Annotated in this window: 16 protein-coding genes; 7 read left to right on the top strand and 9 right to left on the bottom strand. The window is 34.8% G+C overall.

Features of this window, described 5'->3' with window-relative positions:
• The first annotated feature begins 150 nt into the window (after window positions 1-150).
• The gene (locus B0A67_RS05380; protein WP_072955430.1) at window positions 151-1,146 is read left to right on the top strand and encodes a TlpA family protein disulfide reductase; all 996 of its coding nucleotides are present in this window, start codon (window positions 151-153) and stop codon (window positions 1,144-1,146) included.
• A gap of 211 nt (window positions 1,147-1,357) precedes the next feature.
• A complete protein-coding gene (locus B0A67_RS05375) occupies window positions 1,358-1,705 on the top strand; it encodes a toxin-antitoxin system YwqK family antitoxin (protein WP_072955427.1) in 348 nt (115 codons plus the stop codon).
• Between the two features lie 161 nt (window positions 1,706-1,866).
• On the opposite strand, the gene B0A67_RS05370 is transcribed toward B0A67_RS05375, so the two are convergent.
• The 7 genes from B0A67_RS05370 to B0A67_RS05340 form a co-directional block, all read right to left on the bottom strand.
• Window positions 1,867-2,988 (bottom strand): PepSY-associated TM helix domain-containing protein, encoded by a 1,122-nt coding sequence (locus B0A67_RS05370; RefSeq protein ID WP_072955425.1) that lies wholly within the window; start codon window positions 2,986-2,988, stop codon window positions 1,867-1,869.
• Window positions 2,989-3,051: 63 nt separating this feature from the next.
• The gene (locus B0A67_RS05365; RefSeq protein ID WP_072955423.1) at window positions 3,052-4,602 is read right to left on the bottom strand and encodes a PepSY-associated TM helix domain-containing protein; all 1,551 of its coding nucleotides are present in this window, start codon (window positions 4,600-4,602) and stop codon (window positions 3,052-3,054) included.
• Window positions 4,603-4,605: 3 nt separating this feature from the next.
• Window positions 4,606-4,908, bottom strand: coding sequence for a hypothetical protein (locus B0A67_RS05360; RefSeq protein WP_072955421.1), 303 nt, complete (start codon window positions 4,906-4,908; stop codon window positions 4,606-4,608).
• An 18-nt stretch (window positions 4,909-4,926) separates the two neighbouring features.
• The gene (locus B0A67_RS05355) at window positions 4,927-5,259 is read right to left on the bottom strand and encodes a hypothetical protein (RefSeq protein WP_072955419.1); all 333 of its coding nucleotides are present in this window, start codon (window positions 5,257-5,259) and stop codon (window positions 4,927-4,929) included.
• Between the two features lie 60 nt (window positions 5,260-5,319).
• On the bottom strand, window positions 5,320-7,776 hold the full coding sequence (locus B0A67_RS05350; protein ID WP_072955417.1) for a TonB-dependent receptor: 2,457 nt from the start codon (window positions 7,774-7,776) through the stop codon (window positions 5,320-5,322).
• 216 nt (window positions 7,777-7,992) lie between these two features.
• Window positions 7,993-9,231, bottom strand: coding sequence for a 2-oxoglutarate dehydrogenase complex dihydrolipoyllysine-residue succinyltransferase (gene odhB / locus B0A67_RS05345; protein ID WP_072955415.1), 1,239 nt, complete (start codon window positions 9,229-9,231; stop codon window positions 7,993-7,995).
• Between the two features lie 82 nt (window positions 9,232-9,313).
• The gene (locus B0A67_RS05340; RefSeq protein WP_072955413.1) at window positions 9,314-12,088 is read right to left on the bottom strand and encodes a 2-oxoglutarate dehydrogenase E1 component; all 2,775 of its coding nucleotides are present in this window, start codon (window positions 12,086-12,088) and stop codon (window positions 9,314-9,316) included.
• Between the two features lie 116 nt (window positions 12,089-12,204).
• On the opposite strand from B0A67_RS05340, the gene B0A67_RS05335 reads away from it, so the two are divergent.
• From B0A67_RS05335 to B0A67_RS05320, 4 genes are all read left to right on the top strand, one after another.
• Window positions 12,205-12,756: a hypothetical protein gene (locus tag B0A67_RS05335; protein ID WP_072955411.1), complete on the top strand. Its 552-nt coding sequence runs from the start codon at window positions 12,205-12,207 to the stop codon at window positions 12,754-12,756.
• Between the two features lie 64 nt (window positions 12,757-12,820).
• Window positions 12,821-13,495, top strand: coding sequence for a hypothetical protein (locus B0A67_RS05330; RefSeq protein ID WP_072955409.1), 675 nt, complete (start codon window positions 12,821-12,823; stop codon window positions 13,493-13,495).
• A gap of 40 nt (window positions 13,496-13,535) precedes the next feature.
• Entirely contained in the window at window positions 13,536-14,099 is a 564-nt protein-coding gene (locus B0A67_RS05325; protein WP_072955407.1) for a hypothetical protein, read from the top strand.
• Between the two features lies 1 nt (window position 14,100).
• Window positions 14,101-14,586 (top strand): hypothetical protein, encoded by a 486-nt coding sequence (locus tag B0A67_RS05320; RefSeq protein WP_072955403.1) that lies wholly within the window; start codon window positions 14,101-14,103, stop codon window positions 14,584-14,586.
• Window positions 14,587-14,612: 26 nt separating this feature from the next.
• Here the strand turns inward: B0A67_RS05320 and B0A67_RS05315 are convergent, their stop codons facing one another.
• Complete coding sequence (locus tag B0A67_RS05315; RefSeq protein WP_072955390.1) at window positions 14,613-14,966, bottom strand: hypothetical protein; 354 nt, start codon at window positions 14,964-14,966, stop codon at window positions 14,613-14,615.
• A 40-nt stretch (window positions 14,967-15,006) separates the two neighbouring features.
• The gene (locus tag B0A67_RS05310) at window positions 15,007-16,032 is read right to left on the bottom strand and encodes a LacI family DNA-binding transcriptional regulator (protein WP_072955388.1); all 1,026 of its coding nucleotides are present in this window, start codon (window positions 16,030-16,032) and stop codon (window positions 15,007-15,009) included.
• 164 nt (window positions 16,033-16,196) lie between these two features.
• Here B0A67_RS05310 and B0A67_RS05305 point away from each other — a divergent pair, with 164 nt between their 5' ends.
• A complete protein-coding gene (locus B0A67_RS05305) occupies window positions 16,197-18,836 on the top strand; it encodes a TonB-dependent receptor (protein ID WP_072955384.1) in 2,640 nt (879 codons plus the stop codon).
• Window positions 18,837-19,123 lie beyond the last annotated feature (287 nt).

The following is a 19,123-nucleotide window of genomic DNA, read 5'->3' as shown; positions in this document are numbered from 1 at the left end:
ATTTTAGACTGCAAAAGTAAACACAAAATTCAAATTAATATAGTAAAGTCGTAACTTGATGCTCATTAATTTGAAATATTTTGTTAATTCTTAAATTTGGCAGTCTTAATTTCTTTAGATTTGAGTCATTAAATAAAAACTTTAATTTATATGAACAAACTTTTTGTAACTGGTCTGTTGATTTTTAGCGCTTTGAATGTCATCGGTCAAACCAAAAATCAAGTAAAATTTACGGCTAAAATTGCCAACAGAAATAGTGATACTCTGGTGATTAAAGGAAGAGACAATTTCAAACAGGTTATTCCGATTAATAAAAAAGAGCTTTTTGTGGCCAATTTTGAGGCTCCAAAAGGATTTTATATGTTCTCTGACGGAACAGAAAGTTCTAATTTATATTTAAAGCCAAATTCGGAAGTCAATCTAACAATGAATGCCAAAGAGTTTGACGAAACAATTGTTTATAAAGGAAAAGAGGTTGACGAAAGTAATTTTCTGGCACAACAAGCCTTAAAAGATGAAAAATTCAGGGATGAGGCTTTCGCCAAAGAACCTGCTGAGTTTGCTTCGCTATTAGAGGCAAAGAAGAAAGAAGATATTGAAAATGTTGAGAAAGGAAATTTTGATCCTGAGTTTAAAGCGGCATTAAAACAGAGTTTTGAAAGTTTTAATCAATATGCGGTTCAGGAATATGAAAGAGCCTCGAAAGCAAATAAACTTAAAGGAAAACCTTCTCCGGGTTTTGATTATGAAAATCACAAAGGAGGAAAAACTAAACTTTCTGACCTGAAAGGAAAATATGTTTACATTGATCTTTGGGCAACCTGGTGCGCGCCATGCAGAGCTGAAATTCCTTACCTGCAAAAAATTGAAGAAAAGTATCACGGAAAAAATATTGAGTTTGTCAGTATTTCAATTGATAAGGCAAAGGACAATGAAAAATGGAAAAAATTTGTAACGGATAAAAACTTAGGCGGTGTACAATTATTTGCAGATAAGGATTGGGAATCTGAGTTTGTAACGAATTACGGTGTTACAGGAATTCCGAGATTTATCATAGTTGATCCTAACGGAAATGTTTTAAGCTCTGATGCTAACCGACCATCGTCTCCAGACCTTCAGAAGCAATTAGATTCGTTATTGAAGTAGTTTATTTACGAAATTTATAACGATATCGTAAAATTTGCTTTTTTATAAAATACCAGTAAAACCAAGGCTTAGGCGTTGGTTTTTTTGTTTTTCATCATTTTCCAATGTTAAGCTTTTATCTAATGTTACCAAATTGTTAAGTAAAAGTTTTTTTAATGTAAACAAATAAGTATATTTGATATACTATTTGATAACATTAATACCTAAAGATATGAAAAAGTGTGTAATTTTAGTTGCAATATTGTTCTCTGGAATTCTAGTTGCACAAGAAGTAAACCCGGAATTAGAAGCTGTTGGAAACAAAGTAAAAGCTACTTATTATTATGAAAATGGTAAGGTGCAACAACAAGGCTTTTTTAAAGACGGTAAATTAGATGGAGTTTGGGTATCGTATGATGAAAGAGGAAATAAAGTGGCGGTAGGAGAATACACAGACGGATTGAAAACTGGAAATTGGGTTTTCTTCAATGAAAAAAATCTTTGTGAAGTTGCTTATCAAAACAGCAAAATCACTTCAGTAAAAAATTTACAGAAAAATGCTTTAGCCAATAGAAATTAAGATATTTCGAATGACACAACAAGAACCGCTTTAATCAGCGGTTTTTTATTTGTAAGATTTTATACAAACGCAAAATTCGCAAAGCTTTATCAAGTATAGCTTTGCGAATTTCTCGTTTGTAATTATAAGATAAAAACGTGCGTTCTAAGTGGTTAAATTTTTTACGCCTTGATCTTGATCTTTTTGCAGGATTTATTTCTTCTTCCATACCAAATCACAAAACCGGTTACGGGTAAAGCAGCGGCAATCAGACTGACAATAAATGCAATAATTTTTCCCGGCAGATCTAAGATTTGCCCTGTATGAATGCCATAATTCATTTCGACAACTTGTAAACCTAAACTTTTTTTATCAAACGTCTGACTTTGAAGTAATTCTCCGTGGTAGGGATGAAAATAATAATTGCTTTGATGATCGTATCGTAAAGTATGCGGATAGGCTCCTGTATTTATGATATCGCCTTTCTTTTGTGGTATCATTACATAAAACATTTCAGCTTCGGGATTTTTTTTCATCGTGTGATAAAGTGCCCGGTCTATCGCTGCAGAAGTATTGTATTCAAACGATGTTGTGTCTATTATGGGCGTTTTTGTTTCTAAAGCTTTATCGCCGCCAAAATTAAAGGTTTTGTAAATGCCGTCTCCAACCCATTCGTAAGTGAATGTTAGACCAGTAATGGCCATAACCGCAGCAACTATCGAAATATAAAATCCGGATGTATTGTGCCAGTCGTAATTTACCCGACGCCATTTTGCAGACCATTTTACGGAGAGGCTTCTCTTGAGATCTTTCTTTTTCTTTGGCCACCATTGAATAATTCCCGAAATCAGTAATAGAATAAAAATGATGGTCGCACCTCCAATAATGTGTTTGCCGATATAATCCGGTAAAAGCAAATACAGATGTATGTATTCTACAATGATGAAGAAATCTGTTTCCGGATCTTCGGTTTTTAGATGTTTTCCTGTGTACGGATTAAAGTAGAGATAGCGGTTTTCTGTACCGGAATAAGTATACACAATTGCAGATCTGTTTTTTCCGTAAAAAGAAACCATCGATTGTTTGTAATCTGGGAGAATTTCTTTTGCCTTTTCCTGTAAAACTGATGCGAACATGAAAGGCTTGTTCTGAGGTTCAACCAATCGCCATTCTTTTCTGGTAATGTCTTTTATTTCATCATGAAAACAAAAGATACAGCCGGTAATACTTATGATAAAAACAATAAGCCCGGAAATTAACCCGAGCCATTTATGCAGAAAGCGTATTTGTTTTTTTAAACCCATGTTTTGAATAAAGCGTAAAAGTAAATGCTTAATCCATAGAGGGCAAATTATTTAAGCTAATTTTTAGGAAACGGCTTTTTTTGACTTCAAAGTAAATGAAATGTATAGTGTTAGGGATGCCAAAATAATCCAGAAAACATCTATAAAGAAAACCTGAATGTGATTTTGCATAAACGAATTCCAAAACCAGTTTCCGGATACGATTCCGTTTGTAATTGGAATTAGAAATCCTAAAATACTTCCTGAAATTAGACAGAATCTATTTGTAAACGCATCATTCTTTTTAAGGATAAAAAATAGGGTTAACAATAGCCATCCTCCAAAATAAAGGCTGAATAAGTTCGATTGACTTAAAGGATAAAATATTTTTGAGCCAATAAATGCTAAGGCTGTAATAGGGTACATGCTCAGGCAAATTGCCAGATAGATGCGAACTACCGCAGCATTGAAACGTCTTTTTTTCTCTGGTAAATTGTTTTTTTGTCTGGCAACTAACCAAATCATAACTCCGGAAATGATGACAAAACAAGTTATGATTCCTAAAACGAAACTTATGATTCTTAAAGCATAACCGCCATAATCACCAAAATGAATTTTGTATAAAACATTTTTCACAACATCTAAATAGTTGTTTTGTGTGACAGGGTTTTTCTTTGCAATTTCTTTTCCGTCGGCAATTCGGTAAACTACTTTTCCTATTCCTGTGAATTTTTTACTGCTCAGCATTTCACCTTCAACCAAAACATGCATATTGGCATCGCCATAATTCTGAATAAAAACACGAGTAATTTCAAAATCTTTCCAGTTGCTTTTTGCTTTTGCGACTAATTGATCAATGTTAAAAGGAACAGCCAGTTTTTTATTATCAAATTTATAATCCGGATCAGTGTATTCTAATTCTTTGTACAGTTTATCCTGATCGCCTTTGTACAAAGTCATCACGGCAGGTGCAACTATTAAAAGCTTGATCATAAAAAATGCTCCGGTTACAGCATATACAAACTGAAACGGCAGGCCAATCATTCCTAATGCTGTATGTGCATCTGTCCATAATGTTTTTAATTTTTCCTTTGGACGGAAAATGTAAAAATTAGAAACAATTTTTTTCCAGTGCAATAAAACACCGGTTACGATTGCAAATAAGAAAAATAAAGCGACAAACCCTGATAGGTAATAACCAACAGGATAAGGAATTTGAGCTAAGAAATGCAAACGGTATAAAAATTCACCTAGCGAATAAGATTGTTCATAAGTGAATGTTTTAAAGGTTTTGGTGTCGAGATAGAAAAAGCTTCCTTCTTTTTGTTTGGCCGGAGCCAAAGTATCTTTCGTGCCTTCCATATAAACGGCAACTCTTCTTTCGTTGCTTGGTTTAGAAATGGTAATATTTCTTCCGTGCAGAACGTATTCCTTGTCTAGTTTTTTTAAGGCCTTATCGTAGTCCAGCTGAATTTCTTTGGTAATAGCAGTAGATTCATTTCTTTCCCAGTTGTTGATATCATCCCTGAAAAAAGAAAAAGATCCAGCAAAAAAAATCACAAAAAGTACCACACTGATAACAATTCCGCTAACGGTATGCGTATGAAAGTAGATATTATAATTACGGTTATTCATAAGTTATTTTGCTATCGGATTGCAGGTTTGACCCAGATAAATAAAAAGAGAAAAAACTAAAGTAAGAAGTAGATATATACCCCAGATTTTCCATCCGCTTTTTGCTAAAAAAGCAATTACCATAAGCGCCACCCAAAGAATGAATCCGCTAAAAGCCATGGTCATTAAGATATTAGCACGGTTGAACCAGGCTGCTAAAGCCAAATGAAAACTGACTGAAACAAAATAGCCGCCAAGTATGGCAGCTGTAATTTTGGCAATTCGCTGCCATATAGATTGGGTTAGATATTTAGGATTTGCTGGCATATTTTGGTTAGAAATAAGTTAGTTGTAATAAAATTCTATTAAAGCCACAATCACGAAAAGAGCAATAATAGCAAATCGGCTAATTTTCTTTAATGGTGCTAAAATAATAATCAAACTTCCTACAGTCATAAGCTGGATAAAAAACATTAAAGTCCCGCAACACAAAGACTGAGTAAAGAGCCAAAGTGAATATGCTAATAAAAGAAGCCCCAAGCCCATATATTTGGTTGGTTTAGGATTGCTTTTCATCCATTTCTCAAAACCCAGATCATAAGATAATGTGGCTCTTTTTGAGGTATAGTAAAGCGTGTAAAAAGCTAAAAAAACGATAAGGCTTGCTATTGTTATCATAATTTCATAGAATTTAAAAAACACCTTTCTGCTGTAAGAGAAAGGTGTTTTGTCTTTATGTTAGAACTTATAAGTAAAACTTGCGGCAAAAGTTCGAGGATCTTTTGGATGAATGGTTGACCAGCCATCATAAATTTCTTCGTTCGTAATATTGTTTACTTTTAGATTGATTGAAAACTTTTCGGCACTATAAAACAAAGATGAATTCAAGGCTACATATTCCGGAATTGTGAATGTTCCTGCTGTTGCTCTGTTCATGATTTTGTTATCTCCAACATAATTTCCTCCAAATCCTAAACCAAATCCTCTTAATGAACCTTGAGTAAATTTGTAGCTTGCCCAAAGGTTGGCTAAATTTTGAGGTCCGGAACTCTCAGGTCTGAAACCTACGAAATCAGGATCGCCGGCAGTTAATTTTGCGTCATTGTAACTGTACCCCAGCATAATATTTAACCCAGCAACTGGATTGGCTACGATTTCGGCTTCAAAACCTTTATTGTGCTGACCACCATTTTGGTAATTTGTTATTTGAGTTGCTGAAGTTCTTATACTATAGACCTGATCTGTTACTTTGATATCGTAATAACTAAAAGTAGTATACACTTTATCTTTTAGAAGATTCAGTTTAGTACCTGCCTCAAATTGGTTAGCGTGTTCAGGATTAAAAGTTCTTGGCGTTCTTGTCGTGCCATTAACATCTTCACCAGGGGCAACGTTTGCAAAACCATTCATGTAGTTGGCAAAAAGCGATACTTTATCTAAAATAGGTTGGTAAACTAAACCAAATTTTGGAGAAAATGCGGTTTGATTATAGTTATCGGTATCTGTTGAAATATCACCACTATTAATGAAACGATCAGCACGTAAGCTTACCATTGCTGATAAGGCAGGTGTGAAGTTGAATACATCTGAAAAATAAGCGCTGTAAACTTCTTGTTTCGTTTTGTTGTTGTTTCTTGGGCTGTTGCCTACAATAACATCAGATTCTGCTTTTGTCAGGATTCCTGTGTCACCGCCATTTGACGGACCAAATTTAGAGTTGAAAGTTTGTAAATCGTCGCCAATGTATACAATTCCGTTAGTAAAATATCCAGAACCATGATCTGTTGCTGTTCTGTTGAAATAATCAAAACCAACTACAATTCTGTTTCTTAAATCTCCGATTTTGAAATCACCAATAAAATTTTGCTGGATGTCAGTAGTGATGTTTTTACTATCCTGATAGGTAAAAGATCTTCCCAAAACAATTCCGCTTTTTATGTCGTCATATTTGGATTCGCTTGTTTCTTCATATAAATAAGCGTAGTTTCCTGTGGACTTTGCTGAACTTGAAGAGAAAACGGTTTGCGATTTCCATTGGTCAGAAAGTTTATAATTCATTTGTGCCTGTATGTTATACGAAGGTGTTTTTAGGGTAAGTTCATTACTAGTGTAAGAACGTTTGTTGTCGTATTTTAATTCAGAGATATTGTGAACTCTTAAAGGGTTGCTTCGGTCTAAAAACAACATAGTAGGATTTGTTGTTTCGTTGCTCATAAACTCCGTGTTTACCAAAAATGATAATCTGTCGTTTACTTCGTAAGATAATGATGGAGCAATAAAAAAGGATTCTCTAAAACCAGCATCCTGAAAGCTTTCTTGTTTGTTGTATGCTGAATTAATTCTGAAGTTTATAGTTTTTTTATCATTTAATGCTGTGTTCAGATCTACAGTAACACGATTCAAACCATAACTTCCGCCAGTGTAATTTACTTCTCCTCCAAATCCTTTGTAAGGTCTTTTTGTGGTAGTATTTATTAATCCTCCGTACGAAATTAAACTGCTTCCAAATAAAGTCCCTGATGGTCCTTTTATGATTTCGATTCTGTCAATGTTTGCTGGATCTAAACTTCCGTTTGTCAAACCCGGTAAACCGTTAACCATTGTTGGCTGTACGGCAAAACCTCTAAGAGAATAATATCCTGCACCATCTCCGCCACGACCTGTAGCGGCCCAAAGTTGTGTAATACCGGAAGCATTTTTTAAAGCATCATCAAAATTAGTTACTACTTGTTCTTTTAATACTTCGCCTGTGATAGTGGTATAAACTTGTGGATTTTCAAGATTTTTAAGTGGCAATCTTGATACTTGCTGATTTTCTTTACGGGCAAAATGATTTTTTCTGCTGTTTACCACAACTTCCGTTAGTTCTTCTGAGTTTGAAGTCAGGTTGAAGTTTTCAGTAAGTTCGTCACCTTCTTTAAATGTAATTTTTCTTTCAGTAGTATTATATCCAACTGCAGAAATTTTTAAAGTGTAAGTTCCCGGCTTGATGTTTTTTATTCTATAATTACCATCCTGGTCAGTAACTGTTCCAAATCTTGTTCCTTTCAGAGCAAGGGAAATTCCCTCAGGAGATTCGTTATCGTTTAAAGATATTTTACCTTTTAAGGTTGCTTTTTCCTGTGCTGAAATTGTTGTGCCTGCTAATAGAAAAAAACAAAAGCTCAAAAAAGAAATTATGAATTTATTCTTCATTTTATTTAGAATTGATTTTAATAGCGCAAATTTAGTTGTTGATTATCAACTACACAAGCTATTCTTATTTATTCTAAATAAAATATTTTTTAAAGGGTAAAATTTACGTTTGTTTAAAAAATTAACATCTTAAGCAAATCTTAATTAAATTTTATATAAAAAAACCTGTTCAGATAAATGAACAGGTTTTTATATTATTACCGAAATTACTTAAAATTACAACTCTAAAGCACGTTTAGCATCGCCATTCATTAATAATTCCAAAGGATTTTCTAAAGCTTCTTTTACAGCTACTAAAAAACCAACAGACTCACGTCCGTCGATGATTCTGTGGTCATAAGAAAGTGCTACATACATCATTGGGTGAATCTCAACTTTACCGTTTACAGCAATTGGACGCTCGATAATGTTGTGCATTCCTAAAATTCCTGATTGTGGAGGGTTGATGATTGGAGTACTTAACATACTTCCAAAAACGCCACCATTAGTAATTGTAAAAGTTCCGCCAGTCATATCGTCAACAGTAATCTGACCATCACGGGCTCTCAATGCTAATCTTTTGATTTCAGCTTCAATTCCGCGGAAACTTAAGTTTTCAGCATTACGAACCACAGGAACCATTAAACCTTTTGGCCCTGAAACTGCGATAGAGATATCAGCAAAATCGTAAGCTACTTTATAATCACCATCCATCATAGAGTTTACGTCCGGATATAATTCTAAAGCTCTTGTAACTGCTTTTGTAAAGAAAGACATGTATCCTAAACCAAGACCACCATGTTTTGCTTTGAAAGCATCTTTGTATTCGTTACGAATTAAGTTGATTGGCGTCATGTTAACTTCGTTGAAAGTCGTTAACATTGCTGTTTCGTTTTTAGCAGCTACTAATCGCTCTGCTACTTTACGACGTAACATTGATAATTTTGTACGCTCAGATCCACGGTTTCCTCCAGTTGGAGTTCCCATAGAAGGCACTGCGTTTACAGCATCATCTTTAGTAATTCTTCCGCCTTTACCAGTTCCTGAAACAGTTGCCGGTGCTATGTTTTTTTCGTCTAATATTTTTCTTGCTGCCGGAGATGGAGTTCCTGTAGCATAAGTTGCTGCTGGTGCTGGTGCTGCTTTTGGAGCTTCCGCTTTTGCTTCTGCCTTAGGCGCTTCTGCTTTTACTTCCGCTTTTGGAGCTTCGGCCGCCGGAGCATCTCCTGCAGGTTTTGCTGCACCTGTATCGATTAAACAAACTACAGCTCCCACAGCTACTGCATCACCTTCTTCTGCTTTTAGCGTAATGATTCCGCTTGCTTCTGCCGGTAATTCAAGAGTCGCTTTGTCTGAATCAACTTCAGCAATAGCTTGATCTTTTTCTACATAATCTCCGTCTTTTACTAACCAAGTTGCAATTTCAACTTCTTTTATTGATTCCCCTGGTGATGGGACTTTCATTTCTAAAATCATCTTTGTTTTTGTTTAAGGTTTGTATTGTTTAAAGATTAAAGTGTTTGGTCGTACTTTAAGTCTTAAACGTTAAACTAATTTTTTATCTGAATAAATCTTTATCGAATACCATTCTAATTGCATCTGCATGACGGCGTTTTGCACGGGTATAACTTCCTGATGCCGGTGCTGCGTAAGCTTTTAGTGAAGCTAATCTCCATTTTACAAGATCAAAGTTCATTAACATAAAGCTGTAAGCTCCCATGTTTTTAGGTTCTTCCTGAGCCCAAACATAATCATCAGCATTTGGATATTGTGCGATGATTTCTTTAAGTTGTGCAACCGGGAAAGGGAATAATTGCTCAATACGAGCCACTGCAACGTCATTTCTTCCGTTGTTTTCTCTTTCGGCAACGATGTCATAGTAGAATTTACCGGTAACAAAAACCAAGGTTTTTACTGCTTTTTTATCTACTGTATTGTCATCAATTGTTTCCTGGAAACTTCCTGTAGCTAATTCTTCTGCTGTAGAAACACATCTTGGATCACGCAATAAACTTTTTGGAGAGAAAACGACCAAAGGTTTACGGAAATTTGTTTTCATCTGTCTTCTCAACAAGTGGAAGAAGTTGGCAGGAGTTGTACAGTCTGCCACATACATATTTTGTCTTGCACAAAGTTGTAAGTAACGCTCCATTCTTGCAGAAGAGTGTTCTGCACCTTGTCCTTCATATCCGTGAGGCAATAATAAAACAATACCGTTTTGGTTGTTCCATTTATCTTCACCACATGAAATGTACTGGTCAATCATGATTTGGGCTCCGTTAGAGAAATCTCCAAATTGAGCTTCCCAAATTGTCAAAGCGTTTGGATTCGCTAATGCATATCCATAATCAAAACCAAGTACACCATATTCAGATAAAAGTGAATTGAATACGCCGAATTTTCCTTTTTTGTTTTCGATGCTATCCAGCAGGATTACTTCTTCTTCAGAATCTTCTACTTTTACAACAGCGTGACGGTGAGAGAATGTACCACGCTCTACGTCCTGACCTGAAATACGAATATCGAATCCTTCAGTCAAAAGTGAACCGTAAGCCAAGGCTTCTGCAGTTCCCCAATCGATAGTATTATTGTCGTATCCGGTTTTTCTGTCCGTAACGATTTTAGTTATTTTACTAATGAATTTCTTGTCCGCTGGTAATGTTGAAATTGTACCGATGATAGAATCTAGTCCTTTTTTGTCAAAAGTAGTGTCAACTTTTTCAAGCATCTGCGTATCTGTTACCTGAACAAATCCATCCCATTCGTTTTTCATGAATGGCGTTATAATCGTCAAATCTTTTTTACGGGAAGCTTGTAAATTCTCCTCCATAGTAGATTTGTATTCTTTTTCTAAAGCGTTTACATAAGAAGCATCGATTACGCCGTCTGACAATAATTTTTCAGCATAAATATCTCTTGGATTTTTATGTTTTGCGATGATTTTATATAATACAGGTTGTGTAAAACGAGGCTCATCACCTTCGTTATGACCGTATTTTCTATATCCTAATAAGTCAATAAATACGTCACGGCCAAATTGCATTCTGTAATCTAATGCAAAAGATACTGCGTGTACAACAGCCTCTGCATCATCAGCATTTACGTGTAATACTGGTGAAAGCGTTACTTTGGCAACATCTGTACAGTAAGTAGACGAACGTGCATCTAAATAGTTAGTAGTAAAACCAACCTGATTGTTGATTACGATATGAATTGTTCCTCCGGTTTTGTAACCGTCAAGCAATGCCATTTGAATGATTTCGTATAAAATTCCCTGACCTGCGATTGCAGCATCTCCGTGAACGGCAATTGGCAATACTTTTGAGAAATCGTTTGGAAAATATTTATCTTGTTTTGCTCTTGTGATTCCTTCAATTACAGCTCCAACCGTTTCTAAGTGAGAAGGGTTTGGTGCTAAATTGATATTAATATTTTTTCCTGTTCTTGTTTTTTTGTCGGCAGTAAGACCTAAATGGTATTTTACATCACCATCAAAATATTCCTGATCGTAATCTTTACCGTCAAACTCACCAAAAATATCCTGAGTAGATTTTCCGAAGATGTTAGCCAAAACGTTCAGACGACCACGGTGAGCCATTCCCATTACGAATTGTTCAACACCTTTTTCAGCAGCTTGTTCGATCAAAGCATCTAAAGCCGGAATGATAGATTCTCCACCTTCTAGTGAAAATCTTTTTTGACCAACATATTTAGTATGTAAGAAGTTCTCGAAAGAAACCGCCTGGTTTAATTTGTTTAGGATCGTTTTCTTTTCTTCAGAAGAGAAATTAGGCTGATTTACATTTACAGCCAGTTTATCCTGAATCCACTGTACAACGCCAGGATTTCTGATATACATATATTCAATACCAATATGCTGGCAGTAAATAGATTTAAGACGTGTTACGATATCCTGCAAAGTAGATGGCCCCACTCCGATAGCCTGACCAGCATCAAAAACACTGGAAAGATCAGCAGTTGTTAATCCGAAATTTTCGATGTCTAATGTTGGCGAAGATGTTCTGCGATCACGAACCGGATTTGTTTTTGTAAACAAATGTCCGCGAGTACGGTAGGCATCGATTAACTTTAGTACATTGAATTCTTTTTGTAGTTTGTCAGAAACAAGACTACAATCTTGATTGTCGCTAGTTACATACTCAACGATTCGTTGAACTGGATTTTCGTCATTATAAGTCGTCTGTCCAAAGTCGAAACCTTGAAAAAAACTTCTCCAGCTTGGCTCAACGCTATCTGGATTTACTAAATACTGATCATATAATTGTGCGAAAAACTCTGTATGCGCTGCATTTAAAAATGAAAACCTATCCATAATATGAGTGAATATACTTTTTGTTAAATAGAAAGGCAAAAGTACAACAATCGCATTTATTTAAATCTTTTTTTTACGTACTTTTACGTAAAAATTTGTTAAAAATAGACTCAACTATGAATTATAATCAAATTTCAATCGTTTTCAAACCTTTTTTTGTGATTTTGGCAGTCTTGTTTTCAACTTCTGCAATTTCGCAGCAAAAATACATTATCGGCAATAGTAATCATTTTTGGGAGAAAGTGCAATTTGGAGGCGGACTTGGTGTAGGAATTGGATCCGGATATACGGATATTTCTGTAATGCCAAGTGCCATTTATAATGTAAACGAAATTGTAGCGGTTGGTGTTGGTCTGCAATTTGGTTACTTATCTTCGAAAAGTTATTACAACTCTTTTGTGTATGGAGGAAGTCTGGTGGGACTTGTAAATCCGATTCCGGAAATTCAATTGTCAGCTGAGTTAGAACAAGTTCGTGTCAATACCGATTATAATTCAACGCCCTACAGACCAAGTTATTCTGATAATTATTGGAATACTGCCTTGTATCTTGGTGTAGGTTACAGAACCGGAAGTGTCACGATTGGTGCGCGTTATGATGTTTTGTATGATCCCGATAGAAGTCTTTACGGGTCCGGGTTTATGCCTTTTGTGAGAGTTTACTTTTAGAGTTGCTAAGGTTCTGAGATGCTAAGTTTCTAAGGTTTCGAATGGATAAAAGAAAATATAAGTTATGAATGATAAGATCTGTTATACTTCTAATGAGCTTTTAGAAATATTCAAAGAACAGCATAGACTTTCAGGCCAATTTGATTTTATGGTTGATGGAACTTTTGTTTTAACAAAGTATACATTAATACGCGAATGGCGTGAAGTTCAGGATTTATTACCTTGGAAGGAATTATCTAAATTTTTAAATCAAGAATTTAGAATTGATGTGCCAATAAAAATATGGGATACAATCTTCAATCCGGATGATAAAAAAACTTTAGGTGATCTTTGTGATTTTTTATCAACTGTAGCTGAAAAAGAAATTGTCAAACCAATCAAAATTTTGGGTTCAGAATGTTTAACATTCTCTGTTTTTCAAACCTTAAAGCGAAATTTAAAAATTAAAGGTGTAGATGTTGTAAGTTTAAAGCCGTCAACAAGAATCGAAGATTTTTTGGCTATTAATGATAATTTTTCTCCTCTATTAGAAGAAGTAACATTAACAGGGGTGAAAGTTTTCGATAAATTCGATGTAAAAGTAGAAAGAGAAAGATGTTTAGATCATTTGTTAGACAGAATATTTCCAAACTGGAAATATGAAAGTACTATTACTACTGGAGATATTGAAACATTTCGAGACTTGGTTAATAAAATAGTTCAAAATAAAAAACTAGGAACAGATATTGTCAAAATTTAATATTTCAAATTGAAGACATTAAGTTTTAAATCCAAAAAAAGTGAGAAAATATATTTTTGTACTTATTGTTATTATAATTTCGAGTTGTAAAAATTCTAATAAAGTAGAAGTAGCAGGCAAAAAGGTTGTAAAGAAAGAATTAAAACCTTTTTTCGATTCGGATAAAATAGATCATTATTATTTGAATTTTTCTGATCATGATTTTTCGAAACTTATTAGGAAAGATATTAATACTGAAAAAGAAACAGAATTCATAACTTTATTTGTGCATCATTTTCCGGATACTATTCCAAAAGAAAATTTCGAGAAGATTCTATTAAAGCATAATTATAAAAAATCAGACTTAACTATTAAACAGCAAAAAGACATTCAAAATGTTTTTAGCGAAAAAGATTCGTCACCAGACGCTTATGCTTCTTGTGCTGCAGAGTATCGTGATATTTTTATTTTTAAAAAGAAAGAAAAAACAGTTGGTATAGCAAAGATTTGTTTTAAATGCGGTCGTTTTCAAATTACTGGAAGTAAATTAGATACCAGCGGTTTCGGACTTTGGTCTGAATTAGACAGATTAAAAAATATTGTAAGACCAAATAGTAAAACTTAGAATGGGAGAATATCCAAAAGAGATCGATTTATTTCAGAAAACAATAGGAAGTTTAAAAGGAATAGAAAATGTTAGCAGTGGAATTGATAATTTAGAAGGGATAAAAGGTTCTGATTTGGGTGATGTATCACTTTCTCATCTACCGCTTGCCACTTTATTAAGAACTGATGGTGGACTGAAAGATGAAGTGATGTTACAATTCGAATTCACATTAGATAAATCTTCTGAGAGTTTAGTCTCGTTAGAATTTCTGTCCTGGTTTTTTCGTGATCAGGCAAGAAGTGGCGAATTACTTCAATTAAGATCTTTTGCACTTCCGCCAAAAGTACTTGACCGTTTCCAGATAGGGGAAACATTAAAATTTCATATTGACTATTTTATTGAAGATGCTCCGGAATCCTTACAGCCAATTTTAGATAAAATATTAAACTTCAATAAATCTTTGGAACTCTTTATTAAACTATATGAAATACCAACAAAGGCTTAAAAATAAAATTTAGAAATTTAGAATCTCTACTTGTAATAATTTCGAAACCAAACTTTTTGCCACTCTCTTTTTAAAATCAAAAAAGAAACCTGTTCCGCCAGGATCACCAAATCAGAGCCATCCAGTTTTTTAATTTCTTCTTCAGATACATCAATGATATAAAGGAGATTCAGGTATTCAGCAAATTTGTACTGAATCATGCGGTAGATTTTTTCGTGAAGCTGAATTTTTAATTCTTCGGGAGAAATGCTCATCGGGAAATCAATTCCTTCATTGGCTAAATTAAAGTCTTTATTAATTTGCTCAATAAGGCTCAGATATAAGTTTTCTTTTTCGGCATCAGCCAATAAAAAATCGGTATTTTCAGGAATCGGAAACATTGATGCTTTTTAAGATTGGGGCAAAGTTAGAATTAAAAAATCATTTAACGGTTGATTCTCTTTCAATGATTCTTGTAGGAAGTTCAATAATTTGATGCGTTACCGGACGATGTTCTTTTATATCGACAATTTCATCAATTAAAAGTGAAACCGCCTGATGTCCCATTTCAAATCCGGGTTGATCAATTGTAGTTAATTTTGGTGAAATAACCGTACTCATAAACCAATTACTAAAGCCAAAAACGGCCACTTGTTCCGGCGTTTTTATTCCGGCTTCATTAAAGTATTTGATAATCCCGATAGCAACCAAATCAGTAATGGCAAAAATGGCATCGATATCCGGATTTTCGGTCATTATTTTTTGAGCATTTTCGTAGCCGTCTTCAAAATCAGTATTGTTATCGCAAACGTAAACCAATTTCGAATCATACTCGATTCCATGCGCTTCAAGCGCTCTTTTATAGCCTAAAAATCGATCGATCGAGTTTTGCGGAACATACGATCCTCTAAAATGGGCGATTTTTTTGTATCCTTTATTAATAAGGTAAGAAACGGCATCAAAAGCGGCTTTTGCATCATTAATAACTACTTTGGAGCAATCGACTCTTTTTGCAATCTTATCAAATAAAACAACAGGTGTGTTTTTGCGAATGGCTTCATTAATATGCGTAAAATCGTCTGTTTCGTTAGAGAGCGACATTAAAACCCCGTCAACTCGTTTCTGAATTAATAAAGCGAGCTGCTTTTTCTCGAGTTCGTACTTTTCGTTTGATTGTAATATAATGACCAGATATCCTCTTTTTTCTGCTTCTTCGAGGATGCCGTTTAAGACACTCGAAAAAAAGTGGTGAACGGTAGCGGGAATAATGACGCCGATTGTCTTAGTTTCATTGGTTCTAAGATTTACCGCAACAGAATTTGGCATGTAGTTCATGGTTTCTGCCATTTCGATCACTCTGGCGCGCGTAGCTTTACTAATATCGGTATATCCTTTTAAGGCTTTTGAAACCGTAGTAACCGAAATTCCTAATGCCGAGGCTATATCTATTAATTTTGTGTCATTCATGAAATAAAAGTACTAAAAATAAACTGTATTGATAAGTTTTTAAGTTTCGAAAACGTTTTAGGTCTTTTCGAAAACGTTTTCGATTTTTAATTCGTAAATTCCTTTATGATTTGTAGTTAAGTTTGACAGTGATAACCATAATTACTAACTAACCAAACAAGAAAATGAAAAAGCTACACCAGTATTTAGGTACATTATTTTTAATGTTCTGCCTGTTTTTTTTACCAAATAAAGGGTTTGCCCAAAATCAAAATACGGTTTCCGGAAAAGTACTCGACGACAGCGGAGTAACCATTCCCGGAGCAAATGTGTCGATTAAGGAAACAGGGAAAAATACGATTACAGATGAAAATGGAGGATATTCGTTCTCGAATGTCGAAGCAGGAACGTATACCATTATCGCAACCAATGTGGGATATAAAACCTTCGAGAAAAAAATTGCCATAAAAGAAGGAGAATCTCTCGAAGTAAATTTACTGCTTGAAGGAGAATCACAAAGTCTTAAAGAAGTTGTGGTCACAGGATCATCAACGCCAAGATCTAAATTGGAGTCTAGTGTTGCGATTACGACAATGGGAGCAAAGGCAATCGAAGACAGAGCGCCATCAAGTACAGCGGCATTACTGCAGACCATTCCGGGATTTGTAGTTGAAGCATCAGGAGGAGAAATAGGAAATAACCTTTTCGCAAGAGGAATCCCATCTGCGGGAGCGTATGAATATGTACAAATTCAGGAAGACGGATTACCGGTTTTTGAAGATGGAGCTTTGCAATTTGCCAACGCCGATACTTTTTACAGATTAGATGAAACCGTAAGCAAAATGGAAGCCGTTCGCGGAGGTTCTGCCTCAATATTTGCTAACAATGCTCCGGGTGGAATTATCAATTTTATTTCGAAAACAGGTCAGAATGAATTTATGGGAAGAGCAAAATTTACGACTTCAGATTACGGAATGTTCAGAACAGATCTTAATTTATCAGGCGCTCTAATTCAGGATAAATTATTTTTTAATGTTGGAGGTTTTTATAGAGCGGATAATGGCGTTAGAAATACTGGTTTCACAGCCAATAAAGGGGGTCAGATAAAAGGGAACATAACGTATAAATTTGATGATGACGATTATTTGAGAATTAACTTCAAACACCTTGATGACAGAAATGCGTTTTATTTGCCAATTCCGCTAAAAAGCAACAACGGAAAAATTGAAGGAATCCCTGGTTTTAATCCAAATTACGGAACGTTGACTTCAGTAAATTTAAGCCGTTTGAATGTGCCTCAATATGGAGGAGGGACGTTTAGTGCTGATTTAGAAAATGGTTCTCATCCGGTTATCAACTCCATTGGAGCTGAATTCAAAAAGAAAATATCTGAGAAAGTGACTTTCAAAAATGCTTTCAAAAATACCAATATCGATTTGGATTACAATGCTATTTTTCCCAATGGTGGTCCATGGACACAAGATGCTTACGCCACAAGCGTTCAAAATACAACAGCAAGTAATCTGACGTATTCTTATGTAGATAACGGACAAACGCTGGACCCAAATGCTCTGATTATGAGAGCTGATCTTTGGCATATCGAGAAAAAGATGAACAATTTTGCAAATAATTTCTCTTTCAATTTTGATTTAGATCCTGTAAAATTAACTGCCGGTTACTATTATTCGAACTGGAAATCAAGTCAATACTGGAACTGGAATTCTTATTTAGTGGGTGTTTCAGACGATCCGAGATTATTAAATGTAAAAGACAATACTACCGGAGTTGATCATACCTGGAACGGTGTAGAAAGAATCACCTGGTTAGAAAGAGACGCCCAAACGAAAGGTGTTTTGAATGATATTTATGCTGACGCAGAAATTAAAGCTACAGATAATCTGACTTTCAATGCTGGTTTAAGATACAACAAAGATAAATATTCGGGCTACAGAGATAACGCCAGATTTGGTGCTGAAAACTTAGGGATTTTAGACAATAATACGGCTGATGATGCAGTAACAACAGTAAAAGGAAATCCGTATACATATTGGAGATATGACGTGAGCGAATGGTCGTATACTGCGGCAGGAAATTATAAATTTAATGATAAAATGGCTTCTTATGCCCGTTATAGCCATGGTTTCAGATCGCCTATCGAAGAATCATTTTATGACAACGCCGCTGATTTAAGCAAACTTCAGAATACTGAAGTAAATCAGATCGAATTAGGATATAAATATGCCAGTTCATTCTTCTCTGTAAATGCGAATTTATTTCACATGAATTTAAAGAATGTTGCTTTTACGGATATTTTATCTGACGGAAGTTCTGAGAATAAATTTGCCGATGTCAACAATATTGGTCTTGAAGTAGAAACGAATGCAAGATATAGTATTGTAAAACTGAATTTTACATTTACCGTTCAAAAACCGGAATACGATAATTTTACAGGTACAAATGCTGACGGTTCTGCTTTTAATTTTAATGGAAATACAGCACGAAGAATCCCTAAGTTTTTCTGTAACCTAAGACCGGAAGTAGATATTACAAAAGATCTTACGGCTTATGTTCAGTTCTCTTATTATGACAAGAAATTTACAAACCAGGATAATAAACAAGTTCTGCCGGCTTATAAAGAAGTAGGAGCAGGTTTGAATTACCGTTACAATAATCTTCGTTTTGCAGTTGATGCTTCGAACTTATTCAACGAAATTGGTTTAACAGAAGGAGATCCAAGACAAACAACCTCTGCAGCAAGCGATGTGTTTATGGCAAGACCTATTTTGGGACGTGCGTTTAGATTTTCGGTAGCGATTAATTTCTAGATTTAGCCTGTTGGGTGTAATTATTTTAACACATAGAAACATAGAATTATTGAAATGAAAAAAAAGCGTTTCACTTGCATTAATACACATAGCTATGTGAGAAACGAGTTTCTTTTTGATTTACTTTTTTTATACACATAAAAAATCTATGTTTCTATGTGTTTAATTAAATTTTTAGCATTACGACTAACAGGTTAAAATAATATATATACAGTTATTGTAGAGATACACAGCAATGCGTCGTCGCAACGTAACCCCAAACAATGGGAAACAAAAATTACATCAAC

Source organism: Flavobacterium aquidurense (assembly GCF_002217195.1).
GTDB lineage: Bacteria > Bacteroidota > Bacteroidia > Flavobacteriales > Flavobacteriaceae > Flavobacterium > Flavobacterium frigidimaris.
The sequence above is the reverse complement of the archived record's forward strand: the minus strand, read 5'-3'. Positions and strand labels throughout refer to the sequence as shown.

Coding starts and splice junctions, on each gene's coding strand:
- odhB (WP_072955415.1), bottom strand. CDS start 9,231: ATGATTTTAGAAATGAAAGTCCCATCACCAGGGGAATCAATAAAAGAA.
- B0A67_RS05375 (WP_072955427.1), top strand. CDS start 1,358: ATGAAAAAGTGTGTAATTTTAGTTGCAATATTGTTCTCTGGAATTCTA.
- B0A67_RS05320 (WP_072955403.1), top strand. CDS start 14,101: ATGGGAGAATATCCAAAAGAGATCGATTTATTTCAGAAAACAATAGGA.
- B0A67_RS05360 (WP_072955421.1), bottom strand. CDS start 4,908: ATGCCAGCAAATCCTAAATATCTAACCCAATCTATATGGCAGCGAATT.
- B0A67_RS05365 (WP_072955423.1), bottom strand. CDS start 4,602: ATGAATAACCGTAATTATAATATCTACTTTCATACGCATACCGTTAGC.
- B0A67_RS05340 (WP_072955413.1), bottom strand. CDS start 12,088: ATGGATAGGTTTTCATTTTTAAATGCAGCGCATACAGAGTTTTTCGCA.
- B0A67_RS05305 (WP_072955384.1), top strand. CDS start 16,197: ATGAAAAAGCTACACCAGTATTTAGGTACATTATTTTTAATGTTCTGC.
- B0A67_RS05310 (WP_072955388.1), bottom strand. CDS start 16,032: ATGAATGACACAAAATTAATAGATATAGCCTCGGCATTAGGAATTTCG.
- B0A67_RS05380 (WP_072955430.1), top strand. CDS start 151: ATGAACAAACTTTTTGTAACTGGTCTGTTGATTTTTAGCGCTTTGAAT.
- B0A67_RS05315 (WP_072955390.1), bottom strand. CDS start 14,966: ATGTTTCCGATTCCTGAAAATACCGATTTTTTATTGGCTGATGCCGAA.
- B0A67_RS05355 (WP_072955419.1), bottom strand. CDS start 5,259: ATGATAACAATAGCAAGCCTTATCGTTTTTTTAGCTTTTTACACGCTT.
- B0A67_RS05370 (WP_072955425.1), bottom strand. CDS start 2,988: ATGGGTTTAAAAAAACAAATACGCTTTCTGCATAAATGGCTCGGGTTA.
- B0A67_RS05335 (WP_072955411.1), top strand. CDS start 12,205: ATGAATTATAATCAAATTTCAATCGTTTTCAAACCTTTTTTTGTGATT.
- B0A67_RS05330 (WP_072955409.1), top strand. CDS start 12,821: ATGAATGATAAGATCTGTTATACTTCTAATGAGCTTTTAGAAATATTC.
- B0A67_RS05350 (WP_072955417.1), bottom strand. CDS start 7,776: ATGAAGAATAAATTCATAATTTCTTTTTTGAGCTTTTGTTTTTTTCTA.